The sequence below is a fragment of the Zwartia panacis genome (assembly GCF_030410395.1).
Lineage (GTDB): Bacteria > Pseudomonadota > Gammaproteobacteria > Burkholderiales > Burkholderiaceae_B > Zwartia > Zwartia panacis.
Genome location: NZ_JAUHHF010000004.1, coordinates 91,562 through 110,715 on the forward strand (window position 1 = coordinate 91,562; position 19,154 = coordinate 110,715).

The 19,154-nt window shown below is 49.3% G+C and carries 20 protein-coding genes; 6 read left to right on the top strand and 14 right to left on the bottom strand.

What is annotated here, in order from left to right:
* Positions 1-2: 2 nt before the first annotated feature.
* Genes QWY30_RS07475 through QWY30_RS07485 form a run of 3 tightly spaced genes read left to right on the top strand, consistent with a single transcriptional unit; the run spans position 3 to position 2,275 of the window.
* A complete protein-coding gene (locus tag QWY30_RS07475) occupies positions 3-932 on the top strand; it encodes a DMT family transporter (protein ID WP_290239728.1) in 930 nt (309 codons plus the stop codon).
* 4 nt (positions 933-936) lie between these two features.
* Positions 937-1,785 carry an NRDE family protein gene (locus tag QWY30_RS07480; RefSeq protein WP_290239730.1) on the top strand — a complete coding sequence of 283 codons (849 nt, stop codon included), beginning with the start codon at positions 937-939 and terminating at the stop codon, positions 1,783-1,785.
* Positions 1,786-1,819: 34 nt separating this feature from the next.
* Entirely contained in the window at positions 1,820-2,275 is a 456-nt protein-coding gene (locus QWY30_RS07485; protein WP_290239731.1) for a GatB/YqeY domain-containing protein, read from the top strand.
* Here the strand turns inward: QWY30_RS07485 and QWY30_RS07490 are convergent.
* Positions 2,272-2,688, bottom strand: a complete 417-nt coding sequence (locus QWY30_RS07490; protein ID WP_290239733.1) for a PaaI family thioesterase — start codon at positions 2,686-2,688, stop codon at positions 2,272-2,274. The genes QWY30_RS07485 and QWY30_RS07490 overlap by 4 nt on opposite strands.
* A 60-nt stretch (positions 2,689-2,748) precedes the next feature.
* A complete protein-coding gene (locus QWY30_RS07495) occupies positions 2,749-3,159 on the bottom strand; it encodes a BPTD_2524 family lipoprotein (RefSeq protein ID WP_290239735.1) in 411 nt (136 codons plus the stop codon).
* Positions 3,160-3,247: 88 nt separating this feature from the next.
* Between QWY30_RS07495 and QWY30_RS07500 the strand changes: the two genes are divergently transcribed.
* The 3 genes from QWY30_RS07500 to QWY30_RS07510 all read left to right on the top strand — a co-directional run bounded on the left by QWY30_RS07500 (position 3,248) and on the right by QWY30_RS07510 (position 5,285).
* Positions 3,248-3,631, top strand: coding sequence for a DUF423 domain-containing protein (locus QWY30_RS07500; protein WP_290239737.1), 384 nt, complete (start codon positions 3,248-3,250; stop codon positions 3,629-3,631).
* A gap of 80 nt (positions 3,632-3,711) precedes the next feature.
* Positions 3,712-4,881 carry a thiolase family protein gene (locus QWY30_RS07505; protein ID WP_290239739.1) on the top strand — a complete coding sequence of 390 codons (1,170 nt, stop codon included), beginning with the start codon at positions 3,712-3,714 and terminating at the stop codon, positions 4,879-4,881.
* A 2-nt stretch (positions 4,882-4,883) separates the two neighbouring features.
* Positions 4,884-5,285: a Zn-ribbon domain-containing OB-fold protein gene (locus QWY30_RS07510; RefSeq protein WP_290239741.1), complete on the top strand. Its 402-nt coding sequence runs from the start codon at positions 4,884-4,886 to the stop codon at positions 5,283-5,285.
* Between the two features lie 95 nt (positions 5,286-5,380).
* On the opposite strand, the gene QWY30_RS07515 is transcribed toward QWY30_RS07510, so the two are convergent.
* The 12 genes from QWY30_RS07515 to QWY30_RS07570 form a co-directional block, all read right to left on the bottom strand.
* Positions 5,381-6,661: a DUF945 family protein gene (locus tag QWY30_RS07515; protein WP_290239743.1), complete on the bottom strand. Its 1,281-nt coding sequence runs from the start codon at positions 6,659-6,661 to the stop codon at positions 5,381-5,383.
* Positions 6,662-6,721: 60 nt separating this feature from the next.
* Complete coding sequence (gene proC, locus QWY30_RS07520; protein WP_290239746.1) at positions 6,722-7,555, bottom strand: pyrroline-5-carboxylate reductase; 834 nt, start codon at positions 7,553-7,555, stop codon at positions 6,722-6,724.
* Between the two features lie 42 nt (positions 7,556-7,597).
* Positions 7,598-8,449, bottom strand: coding sequence for a 4-hydroxybenzoate octaprenyltransferase (gene ubiA, locus QWY30_RS07525; protein WP_290240089.1), 852 nt, complete (start codon positions 8,447-8,449; stop codon positions 7,598-7,600).
* The gene (locus QWY30_RS07530) at positions 8,449-9,405 is read right to left on the bottom strand and encodes a LysR substrate-binding domain-containing protein (protein ID WP_290239748.1); all 957 of its coding nucleotides are present in this window, start codon (positions 9,403-9,405) and stop codon (positions 8,449-8,451) included. Before QWY30_RS07530 ends, ubiA begins: the two co-directional genes overlap by 1 nt.
* Positions 9,406-9,474: 69 nt before the next feature.
* Entirely contained in the window at positions 9,475-11,577 is a 2,103-nt protein-coding gene (gene recG / locus QWY30_RS07535; RefSeq protein WP_290239750.1) for an ATP-dependent DNA helicase RecG, read from the bottom strand.
* Between the two features lie 27 nt (positions 11,578-11,604).
* Entirely contained in the window at positions 11,605-11,991 is a 387-nt protein-coding gene (locus QWY30_RS07540) for a Rid family detoxifying hydrolase (RefSeq protein ID WP_290239752.1), read from the bottom strand.
* A gap of 81 nt (positions 11,992-12,072) precedes the next feature.
* Positions 12,073-13,557 (bottom strand): nitrogen regulation protein NR(I), encoded by a 1,485-nt coding sequence (gene ntrC / locus QWY30_RS07545; protein WP_290239754.1) that lies wholly within the window; start codon positions 13,555-13,557, stop codon positions 12,073-12,075.
* The gene (gene glnL / locus QWY30_RS07550) at positions 13,554-14,606 is read right to left on the bottom strand and encodes a nitrogen regulation protein NR(II) (RefSeq protein ID WP_290239756.1); all 1,053 of its coding nucleotides are present in this window, start codon (positions 14,604-14,606) and stop codon (positions 13,554-13,556) included. Before glnL ends, ntrC begins: the two co-directional genes overlap by 4 nt.
* A gap of 43 nt (positions 14,607-14,649) precedes the next feature.
* Entirely contained in the window at positions 14,650-16,062 is a 1,413-nt protein-coding gene (gene glnA / locus QWY30_RS07555) for a type I glutamate--ammonia ligase (RefSeq protein ID WP_290239758.1), read from the bottom strand.
* 206 nt (positions 16,063-16,268) lie between these two features.
* On the bottom strand, positions 16,269-17,522 hold the full coding sequence (gene hemW / locus QWY30_RS07560; protein WP_290239760.1) for a radical SAM family heme chaperone HemW: 1,254 nt from the start codon (positions 17,520-17,522) through the stop codon (positions 16,269-16,271).
* Positions 17,519-18,133, bottom strand: a complete 615-nt coding sequence (gene rdgB, locus QWY30_RS07565) for an RdgB/HAM1 family non-canonical purine NTP pyrophosphatase (protein WP_290239762.1) — start codon at positions 18,131-18,133, stop codon at positions 17,519-17,521. The genes hemW and rdgB overlap by 4 nt, the downstream gene beginning before the upstream one ends.
* An 8-nt stretch (positions 18,134-18,141) precedes the next feature.
* Positions 18,142-19,041 (bottom strand): LysR family transcriptional regulator, encoded by a 900-nt coding sequence (locus tag QWY30_RS07570; protein WP_290239764.1) that lies wholly within the window; start codon positions 19,039-19,041, stop codon positions 18,142-18,144.
* Positions 19,042-19,154: the final 113 nt, after the last annotated feature.

Here is a 19,154-nt window from a genome sequence, read left to right on the forward strand (position 1 = left end):
GCATGTCCACCTCGCGCAAATCGCTAGACGCCACGGCCTATCTCAGCATCATCATGCTTTGTACGCTATGGGGCGGTCAGCAAATTTTATTCAAACTCAGCATAGATGACATCAGTCCTTCAATGCAGATCGCCTTGCGTTCAAGCCTTGGCTGTTTGTTGCTCGCACTTTTCATGTGGCAACAAGGTGAATCGCTGGCATTGTGGAAAGGTCCTTGGCGAGCAGGTATGTCTGTTGGCCTGATCTTTGGTCTCGAGTGGTGGATGATTGGTGAGAGTTTGCGGCTCACCACTGCCTCTCACTTGGTTGTGTTTTTGTATACCGCTCCAATTTTTACTGCATTGGGACTCCACATTTGGGTCCCGGAAGAACACCTCAGTCGGCGCCAATGGGCGGGGGTTTTTGTGAGTTTCATCGGAATCGGAATCGGTTTTATCGGCGGAGCCAACCAACCACATTTTGATCTTCGCATGTTGTGGGGAGACTTGTTGGCGTTGGGTGCCGGTTTGGGCTGGGCAATCACCACAGTGTTGATTCGCACAACAGGTCTGGCAAAACTTCCAGCCACCCAAACGACTTTTTACCAACTATTTTTTGCTGCACTTGCTCTACTTCTCGCTTGTGTTTTGACAGACCAGTATGGTGTTCGTTGGAGCCAATTTTTAGTCATCAGCATTATCAGTCAAGGAGTTTTCATCGCATTTTTGAGCCTACTTGTCTGGTTTTGGTTGCTCAAGCATTATCTGGCTTCACGTGTATCGATCTTTACCTTTCTCACACCTCTCTTGGGTGTGACATTCGGCGTGCTCATACTGGACGAGCCGTTACATGCTGAATTTGTTTGGGGTGCCTTGCTTGTGATGGTTGGTGTCATTATGGTGAATTGGCCTTCAAAAGTGGCCGCCATCGCTGAACGTGTGAAAACAGTCTGACATTATGTGTCTTGCCATCATCGCCACCAATGTTCTGCATTATTGGCCATTGATCATCGTGGCCAATCGCGATGAATTACACAGCCGACCGACTCTTGCTGCCAGTCCATGGAGTGATGCCGCTCATATACTGGGCGGACGAGACCTGAGCGCGGGTGGAACTTGGTTAGGTATGACAGCGCATGGCCGACTCGCGCTCCTGACGAACTACCGGGAACCCGGGATGCATAATCCCCAAGCACCCTCTCGTGGACAGCTGACTGACGAATTCCTGCGAGAAGAAGTACTTGCCCAACATTACGCTGAAAAATTGCGTGACCGTGGACTTGAGTACAACGGTTTTAATTTATTGTTAGTTGATCGGACAGGTCTTTGGTATTGTTCAAACAGAGGTCACAACGGAGAAAACAGCCGTGCTCAGGTGAGCGCACTGCCCATTAAACCTGGCGTTGTAGGCATATCGAATGCTTCCCTGGATTCACCCTGGCCAAAATTGACACGAACAAAACAAGCTGTACATGAGCATCTTGCCCAAAAAAACTTGACTCAGCCAATACCAGAGAGGCTATTTGAGATCATGCAGGATACGCGCTCAGCCTCGGTCGAGGAGTTACCCGATACCGGTGTAGGTCCGGAACGAGAAAAGTTGTTGGGGAGCCCGTTTATTAAAAATGAACGGTACGGTACCCGCTGTACGACTTTAATCATGCAGCGAGCCGATGGAATGGTGAGATTTCATGAAAAGCGCTTCGATGCGATGGGACGGCCTGATGGGGAGAGTCTCTGGACAATCGATACGATGCAAGGAAAAATTTCCGCGGGTATTTCTTCGCTTGATGCACACAAACTATAATCCCCCTACTTTGATTCTTGCCTGAAGGTTATTTATGTCTGAGCTGAAAATCCGAATCGCTGATGCCGTTAAGGAGGCCATGCGGGCAAAAGCCGCTGATCGACTTGGTACATTAAGATTTTTGCAGGCTGCAATCAAGCAACGTGAGGTCGATGAACGTAAGGACCTCACTGACGCCGAGGTGACCGCGATCATTGAAAAGCAGATCAAACAACGCCGCGAATCAATCGCGGCATTTGAAAAAGCAGGTCGTGCCGAGACCGCTGCGCAAGAAACCGCCGAACTTGCTGTACTGAAAGAGTTCCTGCCTCAAGCCGCTACCCAAGAGGAAGTCGCCGCGGCAATAGACGCCGCTGTCGCTGAGGTCTCTGCACAAGGTGTCAGCGGTGCTCAGGCGATGGGGAAAGTCATGGCGATCCTGAAGCAGGCGCTCGCGGGGCGTGCTGATATGTCCACCCTCTCCGCTCAGGTAAAAGCAAAGTTGAATTAAGTTGGATGCTTGACGCGCAGCACCTTAAAAGCTGCGGTCGCTTTGGCAATGACTTGACCAGCCGTATCCAATACTTCACCTTCGCAAAATGCGATTGAACTTCCGCGCCGTATGCAACGCGCCTCGACTGTCAAATCGGTCACAGCAGGTTCTAGACAAGTCGTATGCATATCTATGGTTGCCATGCCAATACCCAGAGGGTCATTCGCGCGGCCAGCGGCGCTGAGCGTGAAATCAAGAATGCTCATGATTGCTCCGCCGTGGATATGACCACGACTATTGCGTAATTCGTCGCGAATTTTGATGCGCGTGACTGCGCGGTCATTTTCACACAACACTGGCTCAAGCTGAAGAAAGTCTAAATAAGGAATTTCAAGGCCAAAATAACGGTTGGGATTTTCTAAAGAAGACACTGTGCTACTCAAATAAAGGTTGTTATAAAAAACTTTTCATGAAGTCTGTTCGTTTGTTGCTCAAGGTTGAGGTCGCGGCATATAACTAATGCAGGTTGGAGTACCGAACTGCAGCACTTCGTGCATCGCAGCAAGCGATTTAACATTCCAGATATTGATACCGTTCACCATCACTTGAACTTCGGTGGACTGATCATTCAAAGCACGAATATCCACTTGACCATAACGGTTCCCGCCCAGCTCACCTGTGACGGCGACAAATGCAGTGCGATCGGTATGATTGATGGCACCAATGACGGGGAACTCGCCATCGGCGCTCCAGCAGCGTTGCGCCTGAGCTTTAGCGCGCTCGAAAATGACTTCGTAGGAAACAGGAACCGTAAAAGTGTCCCTGGGGGATGAGTTTTGGTTGATGCCAAGACAGCCTCCCAGTAGTAAAGGCAACAAACCAACTAGCCATTTTAAATTCATAAGATTCGCCAGAGTCAGGCTCAAGGGAGCCAAAGGTTGCATAATACGAGGAAAATAATCCTGAATTTTACGACTTTTAAACTGTGTGATGATTTCAAATAAAGATGGTTTTAATCATAAATGGTTGCTGGTGACCGCCCTCCTCGGTGTATTCGCTGTCGCGATAGGGGCTGTTGCTGCGCACGCGGTGCAAGATCCCAAAGCCGTTGCAGCGCTTGAAAAGGCCGCAATCTATCAACTGATTCATACTGTTGTCATTCTCGTGACACTGCAGCTCCCTGGAAAATTCGTACGCTTTAGCCGTTACTTTTTTCTATTCGGTATCGCACTATTTTGCGGTTCAATCGAACTGAAATACCTGCTGGGCATCCCTGAAGCGACTCAATTTGCACCTATTGGCGGTGTAAGTTTAATGGTTGGCTGGATGGTGCTTGGTGTGAGCGGCTTCACACAAAAAATCAATTCAAATTAGCAAATCAGAAACATCAACCCGCAACAGTGGTAAAAAGCTATTTGTTCTTCAATTTTTTTCACAACTTAGTAATGAATCCAATGACCATACGAGACAAAGCTTACATCGTCGGTGCATACGAACATCCTACACGTAAAGCCCCCGACAAATCCGTCGCACAACTTCATGCCGAGTCTGCCAAAGGCGCACTCGAGGATGCAGGTCTAAGCCTGAGTGACATTGATGGCTACTTTTGTGCCGGAGATGCTCCAGGCCTTGGGATGCTTAACATGGCTGATTACATGGGGCTCAATAAATTGCGCCATGTGGATTCGACTGAAACAGGTGGTTGCTCTTATCTTATTCACGTTTCTCACGCAGCGCAGGCCATCGCCGCCGGAAAATGTGATATTGCCCTGATTACTCTTGCCGGTCGTCCACGGTCGGCGGGCTCATCGGGCTTGCAGCCTCGTAACTGGGGAAATGATTTACCCGACGTTCCTTTTGAAGCCCCTTTTGGACCTGTGACTGTCAATAGTTATGCGATGGTTGCCGCTCGTCATATGTACGAGTACGGTACAACATCCGAGCAACTCGCGTGGATCAAGGTAGCGGCTTCGCACCACGCTCAGCACAACCCGCATGCCATGCTGCGCGACGTCGTGACCGTCGAGGACGTGATCAACTCTCCACTGGTGTCCACACCTCTGCATCGACTCGATTGTTGCGTAGTCAGTGATGGTGGTGGCGCGTTGATTGTAGCCAGACCGGACATCGCCAAATCACTGAAGCGTCCATTGGTCAAACTGCGTGGTGCCGGTGAGTCCGTCAAAGGCCAGTTAGGTGGCCGAGTGGATTTGACATATTCAGGTGCGCGTATCTCCGGTGCCCTCGCATTCGAAGAGGCTGGTTTGACGCCTCAGGACATCAAGTACGCTTCCATTTACGATAGTTTCACAATCACTGTGTTGATGCAGCTCGAAGATTTGGGCTTTTGCAAAAAAGGCGAAGGCGGTAAGTTTGTCTCAGATGGCAATTTGATTTCAGGTGTGGGTAAGCTACCTTTCAACACGGACGGTGGTGGACTGTGCAATAACCATCCAGCCAATCGTGGCGGGATCACCAAAGTGATCGAAGCCGTCCGCCAGCTGCGCGGAGAAGCTCATCCTGCAGTGCAAGTTAAAAATTGCGATATCGCTTTGGCCCATGGCACAGGCGGCTTTTTAGGTTCGCGCCATGGTAGCGCAACTCTGATCATGGAGCGTGAATAATCATGACGATGATGTATCAACCCAACCCTATCCCCGCCCCAGCTGAAGAGCAAGGTAACCAACCATTTTGGGAAGCCGCCAAAACGGGTAAATTTTTGGTGAAATATTGCAAGTCATGCAAAGAACCGCATTGGTACCCTCGTACGCTGTGCCCCTTCTGTTTTGGTGAAACCGAATGGAAGGAAGGTTCAGGTAAAGGAACGATCTACTCATTGAGCGTCATGCAACGCGGTAATCCAAACCCCTATTGCATCGCTTATGTCACACTGGACGAAGGCGTGACGATGATGACGCAGATCGTGGATTGCGATCTCGCCGCACTGAAAATCGGTCAGAAGGTCAAGCTCGTGTTCAAGCCAACCTCTGAGGATGGTCCGCCTGTGCCAATGTTCACACCTATGTAAGACGGTTTTTGAAACGTTAAGCGTTTCTATTTAATAAAAGAGGATCCCTTGTCATGAGGGATCCTCTTTGCTTTTCACGAGGGCTCATTTAAAACCTAAGGATTCAGCGCTGCATTGATGATGTTATCTAAAAATTTAAGATTATCTTTAACATCAAAAGTTTTACCGTTCGCTGTGATCGCGCCATTTGCGAATTCGAAACTTGTCTTGAGCCCCTCAGGCGTTTTAACAGCTAAACCCAGCATTAATGCCGTGGTTCGTTGCGCATTATCCAAACCGCCTTTTCCATTCAAATTGACTTGTCCAGAGGCGCGAAGTCGCTGTGATGAGGAAAATAACGTTTCTGAGCTGCCTTCAGACTTAAGAACTTCGATATTTAAGTCGCCACTCAGCCCACCGCCATCGAGCGTGGCAACTAGTCGAGGCACACCCAGTGAAAAACCTTTATTGAATAACTCACGCAAAGACTGAGCGAGCTTGACGCGCTCATCAGCCGTGAGTTTATTCACATCCTTTGCATCGCGCAAAATAGCAGAAATTGACATCAAACTATCTTTATCCATTTCACGCAAAGCAAACTCTTGATCGACATCACTGAATTTGATTTTTTCATATGTGTATTGCTTGATTGTTTGGGAGATGATGAGGTTGAAGCGATTATTCGCAAGAGTTGTCGTTTTCTTGAGCTTCATTCCCTCAAAACTTGAAGATTGGCCAGTACCTTTATCGATGTTGACAGCGTAGGTGCCCAGACCCAAGAAACGATTGGAAAGGTTGAGGTCAATCGATATCCCGCGCCAATCCGTAACGACACTTTCAGAACGCGCATTGAAATGATCAGACTTGAGCTGTAGTTTGAGTGTTGCATTGTCCCAGCTTGCTTGTCCAACCAAAGGAGTCAGCTGCAAAGCTGTTTGAGCGTCCTTGAATAAGAGCTCAGAGAGCTCAATGCTTGATTGGCGCTGCCCCCCATAACTGAGCTGACCCTTACCATGAACGGTTGGTCCCTGACCGAAGAGTTGTTTGAGAACAGGATCAATCGCATCATCACCCATGATTTTCCATTCGAAACGACCCGCCGAATTGGGTAGGAGCAGATTCGAAATTTTGTACTGGACGATCAATCCCAGCGCTGTAGGAGCTTTGTCTGAAGCCGGGATGAAATTAGGAAAACGAATTTCGAACTGACCTGTCGATGAAAAGGCCGATTGCTGGTGATCAATCGTTTTGATATGCATGTAATCGTGCTGCTTATACAAATCAGGCAAAGACGTCATGTAGTTTCCAGTCGTACGCGCAGAGTAAAAGCTCGCGCCTAACCAGACAGCCACTAGGATAGATAAAAAGGCAACGGAAAAACTGATTATTTTTTTCACTTCAGCATTCCAATCATGAAAGGATTGATCATTAAAAACTAAATAAATATTAGCATTAATTTAAGCGCCAAATTCTTTGGAAAGTTCTGCAGCACGTAGGTCCGCGGCCCTCATCGCCTCGCTAACAATGTGTACGAATTTTGAGTCTTGAAAAACAGCGAGCGCAGCTGCGGTGGTCCCACCTTTAGAGGTTACCCGTTCACGCAAGGTGGAAGGTGGCTCACTCGAATTGGAGGCTAATTTAGTTGCCCCGGCCAGTGTCGCTAAAGCGAGTTCTTTCGATTGCTGAGCAGTTAAGCCAAGCGACTCGCCTCCTTGTATGAGTGCTTCGATAAACAGAAAGACATAAGCGGGTCCGCTGCCGGAAAGGGCTGTGACTGCATCGATCGCGCGATCATCCTCGACCCAGACAGTCTGACCCACGGCCGATAAGAGATTGGTAGCGGTATCACGATCTTGTAGAGAAAGCCCTAGAGGCGCAGCCAGCCCTGTGACACCGGCACCGACCAATGCAGGCGTATTGGGCATGCATCGGACAACATTTTGGTAAGGTGATTCGTCTGAACCTAACCAACTGGCAAGAGAGCCGATCGAAATGCCGGCGGCAATACTAATGACTAGCGTATCAGATGACAGCCAGGGCTTGCAGGCAAGTACAACCTCTTTCATCTGCTGTGGTTTGACCGCAAATATCCATACCTTTTTATTTGTGAGTCCTGCGTCAGGTGTCGAGCTCGTACTGATATTTTTGGCACTCCATTGCTCGCGCAAAGTATCTGCGACCTCAATCACATGCAGGTTTTCACTCGGACATTTTTGATTCAGCAGTCCGGAAACAAGTGCGTTGGCCATATTGCCACCACCAATAAACGCAATTGAAGGAAATTTAAACATTGACGCGCACCCATTTGAAATTGTTCATCTTTCTGCCCTCTTCTAAAGCAATACCTCAAGGGCGATGCCGATAAAAACAGTTGCTCCAATCCACGTGTTGTGAAGAAAAGCTTTAAAGCATAATTCTCTGTCCCGACCACGAATCCAATAAACGTGAAGTCCCGCAATGCTTGCCGCAATCATGAGCGAGAAGATATAGATCCAACCGTAACCAAGCATCTGACCTGCAATCCCTAGCAAGCAGATTGTTAACCCATAGCAAACAGCAACCATCAAAACATCATAGCGACCAAAAGTGATTGCTGAGGATTTCACGCCCAAAAGTAAATCATCGTCACGATCGACCATGGCATATTCAGTATCGTATGCGATTGCCCAAAAAATATTGGCAAGAAGCAGCAACCATGCTACCCCGGGGACAACTCCCTGAATGGCGGCAAACCCCATTGGAATACCGAATCCAAAAGCAATCCCCAGATAGGCTTGAGGAATCGCGAAAAATCGCTTGAATAAAGGATATGTGACTGCGAGGATCGCTGCGACAACAGACAACTGAATGGTCAAAACATTGGTTGTGGCAACTAAACAAAGACTGATCAACCCCAAGGCCGCTGCGACATAGACCGCTTCACGCGGCTGTATGGCACCTGACGCCAACACTCTGTCTTGTGTCCGCCGAACATGCAAGTCAACATTTCGATCAAAGTAGTCATTCATGGCACAGCCAGCAGAACGCATACAAACAGTACCCAGAATAAATACGATCAGCGTGTGCGCCTCTGGTATGCCGTCAGCCGACGCGAAAAGCGCCCAAAGCGTCGGCCAAAGCAAAAGCAAAATGCCAATCGGTTTGTCTAGCCGGACAAGTCGCCAATAAAGTTTCAGTTTTGAAATCAAAGTGCACTCGGTTGAACTTGAGGAGGTTGAGTCAACATTTTCACGTCTTGTAACTGGCAAGCATAAACTGCCTGGGCCAGGGCATCGATCGCCGCTGCGCGGGGGAAACTTTTGCGCCATGCCAATACGACCCTGCGATCGGGGATGGGGCGTTCAAAAGGGATATAGCGCAACAGCTTGTTGTTGCGTTCCTCTTTCGGAACGGAGGTTCGTGGCATGACCGTAATACCAATACCGGCTGCGACCATATGACGAATAGTTTCCAGCGAAGAGCCTTCGAATGTTCGTTGAATACCTTCACTTGATGCTGCGAAACGCGAAAGCTCAGGACAGACTTCGAGCACTTGATCTCTGAAGCAATGGCCACTGCCTAACAGAAGCATGTTTTGTTGTTTCAAGTCCTCGGCTGATATCGCTTTCCGATTCGACCAAGGATGACCTGCTGGAATAACAACTATAAATTCCTCATCGTAGAGTGGTTGCGTCATCAAGCCTGCATCAGGGAGTGGTAGTGCCATGATTGCGCAGTCAATTTCACCTTGTCTGAGGAGCTCTATCAAACGAACAGTAAAATTTTCTTGCAAAATCAAAGGCATTTGAGGCGTTCGTTCGATTTGAGTCGGCACAAGCTTTGGCAAAAGATAAGGACCGATTGTATGGATAACGCCTACACGCAAAGCTCCTGCGAGCGGATCATGTCCAAGCCGAGCGAGTTCTTTCAAGTTTGCGCTTTCCTCGAGAACTTTTTGAGCTTGAGAAATGATCTGCTGCCCGATTGGCGTCACGCCCACCTCGTTACCGCCACGTTCAAATAATGTAATGCCGAGTTCATCCTCAAGCTTTCTGATTGCAACAGAAAGTGTGGGTTGACTGACAAAACAAGCCTCTGCAGCGCGTCCAAAGTGACGCTCTCTCGCAACGGCGACGATGTACTTTAATTCGGTCAATGTCATCTTTGATCCAACAATTTAAGTCAATAGATTTGAATACATACACGCATCAACACATTCAGGAGATGCAAATTAACTGCGTAAATAATCCTCTCTTCCGCGCATCCATCGGTTTAAATGACGCTTAACAATGTCAGGGGATTCTTTTCTCAGCTCAATGGCGACTTCCCGGGCCATTCGAACAAGCGCAGAGTCAGTGGCCAAATCGGCGAATCGCAGTAATGCCATGCCAGACTGTCGAGCCCCAAGTAACTCGCCCGGGCCACGCAGATCGAGATCTCTCTGAGAAATTTCAAAACCATCTTGCGTTTCATACATTGCACGCAAGCGTTGACGTGCAATCATGGAAAGTGGAGTTTGATAAAGGAGAACACAGACGGACTGTAAAGCGCCGCGACCGACACGGCCGCGTAACTGATGAAGCTGGGCCAAACCAAATCGTTCGGCATGTTCGATCACCATCAGCGAAGCGTTCGGGACGTCTACACCGACCTCAATGACCGTCGTGGCGACCAAAACATGGATCAATCCAGCGCGAAAGTCTTGCATGACTTGCGCTTTTTCGTTCGCGTGCAGACGGCCATGCACCAGTCCAACACGCATACCCACAAGGGCTTGCGACAATTCTTGATGAGTATCCACAGCAGTTTGAAGATCGAGCGTTTCGCTTTCCTCGACCAAAGGACAAACCCAATAGGTTTGCTGGCCTTTTGCGACAGCTTGGGCAATGTGTTCGATCAACTCGCCTCTTCGGTCCGAGGCAATTAATTTAGTGATGACCGGTGTTCTTCCTGGAGGCAATTGATCGATGGAAGAAACTTCTAGATCGGCGTAAAAAGTCATCGCAAGTGTGCGCGGGATGGGAGTCGCACTCATGGTCAATTGGTGCGGAACCACTTCCGACCGACTATGAAGCACATCTTCATCCGCTTCACCTTTACGTGAAAGCGTCAGACGCTGGGCCACGCCAAATCGATGTTGCTCATCAACAATAATCAGCCCCAGCGACGCAAAATCAACACCCTCCTGAATGAGAGCCTGCGTGCCGACGATGAGCTTTGCTTCGCCAGAACGGATCGCTTCTAAAGCTTCGCGTCGTGCGCGTGCTGAAACGCTGCCTGCCAGCCAAAAAACTCTCACCCCCAGAGGCTCGCACCATGCGCTGAGTTTCAGAAAATGTTGCTCTGCCAGAATCTCCGTGGGAGCCATCAAAGCAACTTGAGCGCCATTTTCAATGGCTTGAAGCGCTGCCAACGCGGCGACGATGGTTTTACCGCTTCCGACATCACCTTGCAATAAACGGTACATCGGAAAAGTACGCGCGAGATCCGCACTAATTTCATCGCAGACTCTCTGCTGAGCATCAGTCAATGTGAAAGGAAGTGTCTGTTTTAAACGCTCAACTAGAGATTTGGATGTACGGATTGCTTTGAAAGGATTGGCACGCTTGCTTTGTCTGGCCTCACGCGCGGCTGCAAGTGAAAGCTGCTGGGCGAGTAATTCATCGAACTTGATACGGATCCAGGCTGGGTGCTCGTGCTCCATCAGTGATTGAGCGTTCGCATCTGCAGGCGGTGCGTGCAGTAACCGAATCGCTTCATCAAATGGCAACAGGTTCAGTTGATGGATTAACTTGTTCGGTAAGGTGTCATCCAAGTTGGCTGAGCTCAGTGCTTGAGCAATCGCTTTACGCAAACTCGGTTGGGAAAGGCCATCTGTCGTTGGATAGACTGGAGTCAATGAAACAGATAATGGTGCGTCAGGAACTGAAATGCGCGGATGAACGAACTCATATCCATACATACCTCCCCTCACCTCACCGCGCACTCGCCATCGCTTGCCAGCTTGCATTTGATTCAGTTGACTGGGATAGAAAGTCAACCATCTCAAATTAATTTCTGCGGTCTCGTCCCGGAGTACTGCAGTAAGCTGTCGTCTGGGCTTTTGTAAAACATCCGAACGAATAACAACCCCTTCAACTTGTGCGGATACACCCGCACGCAAACTGGCGATGGGTTGAATCTGTGTTTCATCCTCGTAACGAATAGGAAGATGCAAGATCAAAGCTTCAGGGGACGTGAGTCCTAGCCTCTCAAACTTGGCGCGCACAGACAAGTCTTTTGAGCCGCCTTGTTTAGAAGGCCGCTTGGTTGACAAGTTGGGAGAGCTATTCATCAGCATCCCAAGCGAAACATATGTGGGTCAAATAACGATAATTGCTTCGACTTCAAACTGGGCGTCTTTGGGCAAGCTACTGACACCTACAGTTGAACGTGCGGGGAATGGTTCAGGGATCAACTCAGCCATGATGCTGTTAGCAACTGGAAATTGTTTCAGATCTGTGAGGAATAATGTCAGTTTGACGATATTTTCAAGACGACCACCAGCAGCTTCTATGACTGCCTTCATATTTGCAAAGGCTTGCCTGACTTGCGGCTCAAATGCCTCGGAAACCATTAAACCTGTTTCGGGAACAAGCCCGATCTGACCGGATAAAAAAACAATCTTGCCAGCGGGTGCAGCGACAGCCTGCGAATAGGGTCCGACTGCGGCGGGGGCTTGACTAGTATGGATGATTTGCTTTGACATCTTGACTCCTATCGGTAACTATCGAATTTTAACGTTTAATAGTTGAAAGCGATAGGTTTGATGTAAAAATAAATCTAAAAACTACTGAGATGCCTCATTTGAGTGATCGCCATAACTAGTATCCATGCCAAGTTCGCGAAGTTTTCGTGTGATGGTGTTGCGGCCCATACCCAATCTTGCGGCGGCTTCAACTCGACGTCCCCGACAAACCTCGAGAGATGACTGCAAAATTGTTCTCTCAAACTGACGAGTTAAAGCAGACCATACCTCAGGGTCAGATCGCGAGAGACGCGTGGTAGCCTCTTGAGCGAGCAATTGCTGCCAACTTGGCTGGCCAGGCATCCCCACTTGTCCGGTCGTGGCTTTCGGCAAGTCAGCCGCACGAACTTCCGCAGGCAAATCACTCACTTCAACTGTTTGACCAGGCGCCATGACAGTTAGCCAGTGACAAAAATTTTCAAGTTGCCTGACATTACCGGGGAAATCAAATTGCGTCAGTATCTGCATCGCTTGATCTGAGATGCGTTTAACAGGTACTCCAACACCACGCGCACAGACAGACAAAAAATGCCTGGCTAATTCGGCAATGTCCTCGCGTCTCTCTCTGAGAGGGGGTAAGCGAAGTCTGATCACGTTGAGTCGATGAAACAGATCTTCGCGGAATTTACCTTCTCTTACGCGTTCTTCCAAGGGTTGGTGCGTCGCTGCCACAATACGAACATCCACACGAACAGGCTGAGCCCCACCAACGCGGTAAAACGTTCCATCGGAGAGGACCCGTAAAAGACGCGTCTGCAACTCGAATGGCATGTCCCCGATTTCGTCCAAAAAGAGCGTCCCACCACTCGCCTCTTCAAAACGACCCCGGCGTAAAGAATTAGCGCCTGTAAATGCGCCGCGTTCATGTCCAAATAACTCTGCTTCAAGTAAGTCGCGCGGAATTGCAGCAGTATTCAGCGCGACAAAGGGGCCTTTTGAACGCACCCCGTGGCTGTGAAGCGCGCGTGCAACAAGCTCTTTGCCAGTGCCTGACTCACCAGTAATTAATACTGTGACGTTTGAATGCGCCAAACGACCGATCGCACGAAACACTTCCTGCATCGCGACTGATGAAGATTGAGTCAGGATGCCTTTATCAGAAGGAGTTGCCTGTTCAATGCTATTTTCAGGGCTTGAGGCTGAACCAGGATCGGTTTCACTTGGCGATGGCTCACGCACTGCGCGATGAATCAGTGCGACAGCTTCATTGATATCAAAGGGTTTAGCCAAGTAATCAAATGCACCACCCTGGAAAGCAGTCACTGTACTATCGAGATCACTATAGGCAGTCATAATGATCACAGGCAGTGCAGGATATTTTTCTTTAACGTGTTTTAGCAAAGAAAAACCATCGGTACCAGGCATACGAATATCGGAAATGAGTGCCGCCGGAGTTTCAGACTCGAGCGCGATCGACACATCATTCGCAGAAACAAAACTGCGTGTTGCCATGCCCGCACGACTGAGCGCTTTTTCGAGGACCCAGCGGATAGCTTGGTCATCATCCACAATCCAAACTGGTTTCATAAGGGCTCCATGGGTAACATCAGGCGAAACTCGGTATGACCGGGTCTCGAATCAAACTCAATCACTCCTCCGTGCTGCTGGACAAAATCTTGAGCTAGACTCAGTCCTAAGCCTGTTCCACCCTCACGTCCAGTCACAAGAGGATGAAAAATCCTGTCCTGTAGCGATTCAGGTACGCCGGGGCCGTTATCAATCACTGAGACCACTGCTGCCATTCTGTGTTGTTTATGACGAAGGAGTACCTGGCGCGCGACGCGGGTTTTTAAAATAATCTGTGGCTGGGGCGTTGGATGAGAACCCGTCATGACTTGTGCGGCATTTCGCACTACATTCAAAAGAGCTTGCATCAGTCTGGCGGGATCAGCGCGAAACTCAGGCATGGACGCGTCGTAATCACGCGTGAGCGCAACGTCTCTAAATTCCGCGCGGACCAACGCGCACACACGTTCACACACTTCATGGATATTGACTTGCTGCCATTGCACAGGCATTCGTTGCGGTGCGGCGAGCCTGTCTACAAGCGCCTGCAATCTATCAGCTTCAGAAATAATGACCCTTGTGTATTCTTGCAACGCCGGGTCCGGCAATTCTGATTCGAGAAGTTGAGCAGCACCACGTAAACCACCCAGCGGGTTTTTTACTTCATGCGCAAGATTACGTAAAAGTTCGTGTTGTGTTTCGATTTCATCAACTAGACGAATGCTGCGATCCACTAATACACGTTGCTCGATATCTTTGATTTCAAGCAAAGCGGACCAGGGCTTATTTGTCAGTGCAATAGAAGTCACACCAACCTCGACAGTTTCAGTGCCGCGTCTTGTCCGTGCGAACTGCCTGCAATCGTCGACTTCACCCGCACAAGCCTGTCGAATGGAGTGCTCCAAAGCTGAGTCGCGTTCAAAAAGAAACTCAGCAGGCGCTCCAATCAAGTGACGACGGGAACGCCCAAACATCATTTCTGCAGCCGCATTCGCCTGTACAACCTCACCATGTCGGTTCAATAAAAGAACCGAAGTGGCTAAGAGGTCGAAGGCTTCTACGGAGATCATGGGTATCGGGCCGGGAGGCCCGACCCCAAGTTTTGTCGGCAGATTAGAGGCTGTAGTACATATCGAATTCGACTGGATGAGTCGTCATGCGCAGACGATTCACTTCGTTCATTTTGAGTTCGACATATGCATCCAGCATTTCGTTGGTGAACACACCACCACGCGTCAGGAACTCACGATCTTTGTTCAGTGCCTCGAGAGCCTGTTCAAGTGAGCTGCAAACTGTTGGGATCTTTGCATCCTCTTCAGGTGGCAGATCGTACAAGTTCTTGTCAGCGGGATCGCCTGGGTGAATCTTGTTCTGAACACCATCGAGGCCCGCCATCATCAAGGCCGAAAATGCCAAATATGGATTGGCCAGTGGATCTGGGAAACGCGCTTCGATACGGCGACCCTTTGGATTCGCAACGTGTGGAATACGAATTGAGGCAGAACGGTTACGGGCTGAGTAAGCAAGCTTGACAGGAGCTTCATAATGCGGCACCAAGCGCTTGTAAGAGTTCGTGCCTGGGTTGGTAATGGCATTAAGCGCGCGAGCGTGCTTGATGATGCCACCGATGTAATACAGGGCAAACTCTGATAAACCTGCGTAGCCGTTGCCAGCAAACAAGTTTTGACCGTCTTTCCAGATGGACTGGTGTACGTGCATGCCTGAACCGTTGTCACCCACGATTGGCTTGGGCATGAAAGTTGCCGTTTTGCCGTAAGCGTGCGCGACGTTATGGATGGTGTACTTCATGATCTGGTTCCAATCAGCACGCTTCACGAGGGTGCTGAACTTGGTACCGATTTCAAGCTGACCGGCGCCAGCGACTTCATGGTGATGCACTTCGACAGGTATTCCAGCTTCTTCGAGCAAGATACACATTTCAGAGCGCATGTCTTGCATCGAATCAACTGGAGGAACTGGAAAATAGCCCCCTTTAACGCGTGGACGATGAGCGAGATTGCCACCCTCGTTATCTGTATTGGACGACCAAAAACCTTCATCAGATTTGATCTTGACGTGGCAACCGGACATGTCATCACCCCAGGTGACGCCATCAAATACAAAGAACTCTGGCTCTGGGCCAAAGAAAGCCGTGTCACCCAAGCCGCTTGACTTGAGATAAGCTTCGGCGCGTTTAGCCAATGATCGTGGATCGCGCTCATAGCCTTTCATGTCGGTTGGCTCAAGCACGTCGCATGTGATGATCATTGTCGACTCTTCACGGAAAGGATCCATGTGCGCAGTCGATGGATCTGGCATCAACAACATATCGGATGCTTCGATTCCTTTCCAGCCGGCAATCGACGAACCGTCAAAGGCATGGCCCTCGTTGAATTTATCCTCACCCATTTGGCTGACAGGCACGGAGACGTGCTGTTCTTTGCCCAGGGTGTCGGTAAAACGGAAATCAACAAACTTGACTTCGTTTTCAGCAATCTTCTTCAGAACGTCTTGAGGGGTGCTCATTATTTGACTCCGCTAAAAATATTGGAAAAACGCTAACTTAAAAAGGGCGGAAAATCCGCATGAAAAAATTAAAGCAAAATCTGTGCCAATACGTATTATCGAGAATACGCCCTGATTCAGCGCACAAGTATGCACAATAACGGTGCTTTTGCACCAAAACATGCACCAATACCGAGCATCGCTCGGTATTTCAGAGATCAATCAACTCAATCTAGAAAGATTGATTGTAATTCGTTTAAAAACCGCCACCCAACGTCTGTGGCCTGAAATCGCGACGGATCGGAGGTGAGTAGTTTTTTTTGTCGAGCCAGAGCAATCTTGCGCCCGATATCGGAAAAAGTCAGTCCTGTTCGCTCTGAAAACAAGTCGATCGCGACGCCCTCACGCAGTCTCAATGCATTGAGCATGAACTCGAAAGGAAGATCAGATCGATGGACGAGTTTTTTTTCGGAGATGTGAGAGCCATTTCGCTCCAGACAGGCTTTCATCCAACTTTCAGGATTGCGCAATCGAACTTCTCGCTGAATGCGATCCGGGAATGACACTTTCCCATGGGCACCAGGTCCGAGACCAATATAGTCACCAAATTGCCAATAATTGATATTGTGGCGTGCCCGGGCGCCGGGTCTAGCAAAAGCAGAGACTTCGTAGCGTTCAAACCCGTGATCGGTCATGAGCGTTTCGATACCCTCTTCCATTGCCACGGCAATATCATCATCAGGAAGCTTTGGAGGGAATTTTGCAAAGATAGTGTTGGGTTCTAAAGTGAGCTGGTAGATGGATAAATGCTCAGTCCCGAAAGCGAGCGCTTCTTGCGTATCCGCCATGCATGATTCAAAAGTCTGTTGAGGCAGCGCAAACATCAAATCGATGTTGACGCGTTTGACCGCCCCAGAGGCAATCTCTATCGCACGCCGAGCTTGCGTTGCGTCATGCACTCGCCCTAATTTTCTAAGTTGCGCATCATCGAACGTCTGAATCCCAAGGGAAATCCGATTGATCCCACTTTGGGCATAGGAGTTGAAACGGGAAGATTCAGTGGCCCCCGGATTGGCTTCCAAGGTGATTTCAGCATCGGGCCAAATATTGAAGTGCGTTCTCAACATCGCCATCAAACGATCGACTGCGGAGGCAGAGAGCAAACTTGGTGTCCCTCCACCAATGAATACCGTATGCACTTGGCGACCCCAGACATCAGGCAACGTTTGCTCGATGTCAGCTTGAAGTGCTTCAAGATAGCGGTCCTCAGGAATATCACCTCCTGCTTCGTGAGAATTAAAATCACAATAGGGACACTTTTTGATGCACCAAGGCACATGGATATAGATGGAAAGTGGGGGAAGTGTTTTGAGAAAAGGATTGGTTAAATTTTGATGGATATCCAAAGCACTTTTCGATACCTTGCCCCCTGTATCGCCAAGAACCCAGTTTTCAGAGCGAATGGGAATGGTGCGTGTCATACCTGAGTCAAACCTCGTTCGCGCATTTTGGCAAGAAGTAATTGCATGGCTTGACCACGATGGCTGATTTGATTTTTGATTGCCGGATCCAGACTGGCGACAGTACAGCCGCGTTCGGTGATAAAAAAGTGCGGATCGTATCCAAAACCGTGCTGACCACTTGGCTCATCGACAATCCGGCCATGCCAGGTCGCCTCGGCGATCAATGGCTGCGGATCGTCTGCATGCGTGAGAAATACCAGTACGGCAACATACCAAGCGCTACGGTCAGCGATATTTTCCAGATTTTTAATCAGCTTTTGATTATTCGCTAAATCAGACCTGACGCCTAGGTCCGTTTGTGCATATCGTGCTGAGTAAATGCCGGGCGCGCCTCCGAGCGCGCGTACGCATAAACCAGAATCATCGGCGATCGCCGGTAAGCCAGAATGTGCGCTCGCATGTCTGGCCTTAGTGAGCGCGTTTTCTATAAAAGTAGGATGTGGTTCAGGTGCATCGCTGATATTGAGAGAAGCTTGAGGAATAACTGTCAAACCAAGAGGCTGCAGCAATGAGTTGAATTCTTTAAGTTTGCCAGCGTTACCTGAGGCGAGAACAATAGAAGTCAGCATAGAGTTTTTCAAGAGGGCACATCCTCGATCAGCATGTTCACAAGATCCCTGGTAAAACTCGGCAGTTGCTCCAGATTGCGCACGCAAATCTGGAGTTTTCTTTCGGACCACTCATCCGAGAGCCTGACAAGTTTAATTTTCAATCTTTGTGAGTAACGTTTGGCGACAAGCTCGGGTACGACTCCAATGCCAACACCCGCCTCGATCATTCGACATACAGCCTCAAAGCTCCCAACTTCCACGCGGAAACGGAAGGGGTAACCCAGTTTGTCGGCTGCCTGTATCAAAAAAGCGTGAATTGCGCTCCACTCAGAGAGTCCGACATATTCGTAGGCAAGTGTGTCAGAAAACGCGACCTCCTTGAGCTCTCCCAAGGGATGTTCAAGCGGTGTCACCAGAACCAGTCGGTCTTCACGGTAAGGAATGTACTCAAGTTCAGAGGAAGCAGGCTTACCGGCAACAATGCCAATATCCGCAGAGCCCTCTGAGACCGCCTTGATGACTAAATAACTCAATCTTTCTCGGAGCTCGACCGTGACGTCCGGGTGAGAAGCCAGAAATCGACTCAGCACAGCTGGCATGAATTCGGTCATTGCTGTGGTGTTGGCAAGCATGCGAACTTGCCCTTTGATACCGCGGGCATATTCGTGGATATCGCCACGCAAATGGTCAATTTGTCTGAGGACCAGCCTGGCATGACGCAAAAATGCCTCACCAGAAGGTGTCAGTGTCACACCTTGGCTATTTCGATGAAAAAGCCTAGTGCCAAAGTGGTCTTCGAGGTTTTTGACGCGATTGCTCGCGGCAGGCAGTGACAAGTGTAACTTTTCAGCGCCGCGAGTCAAGCTGCTTGCGTCTCCAATATTGACGATAAGTTGCAAATCCGTCAGGTCAAAATGATTCGCCATAAAGGTGGCAGTCTCTTAAGCAATGAAAAAGCCCGTGTTAATCAAACGTCAATGGTCAACTCAGGCGCCATGGGGCACATTAGCGGCTGTACAACACCTGCCATCATAAGACA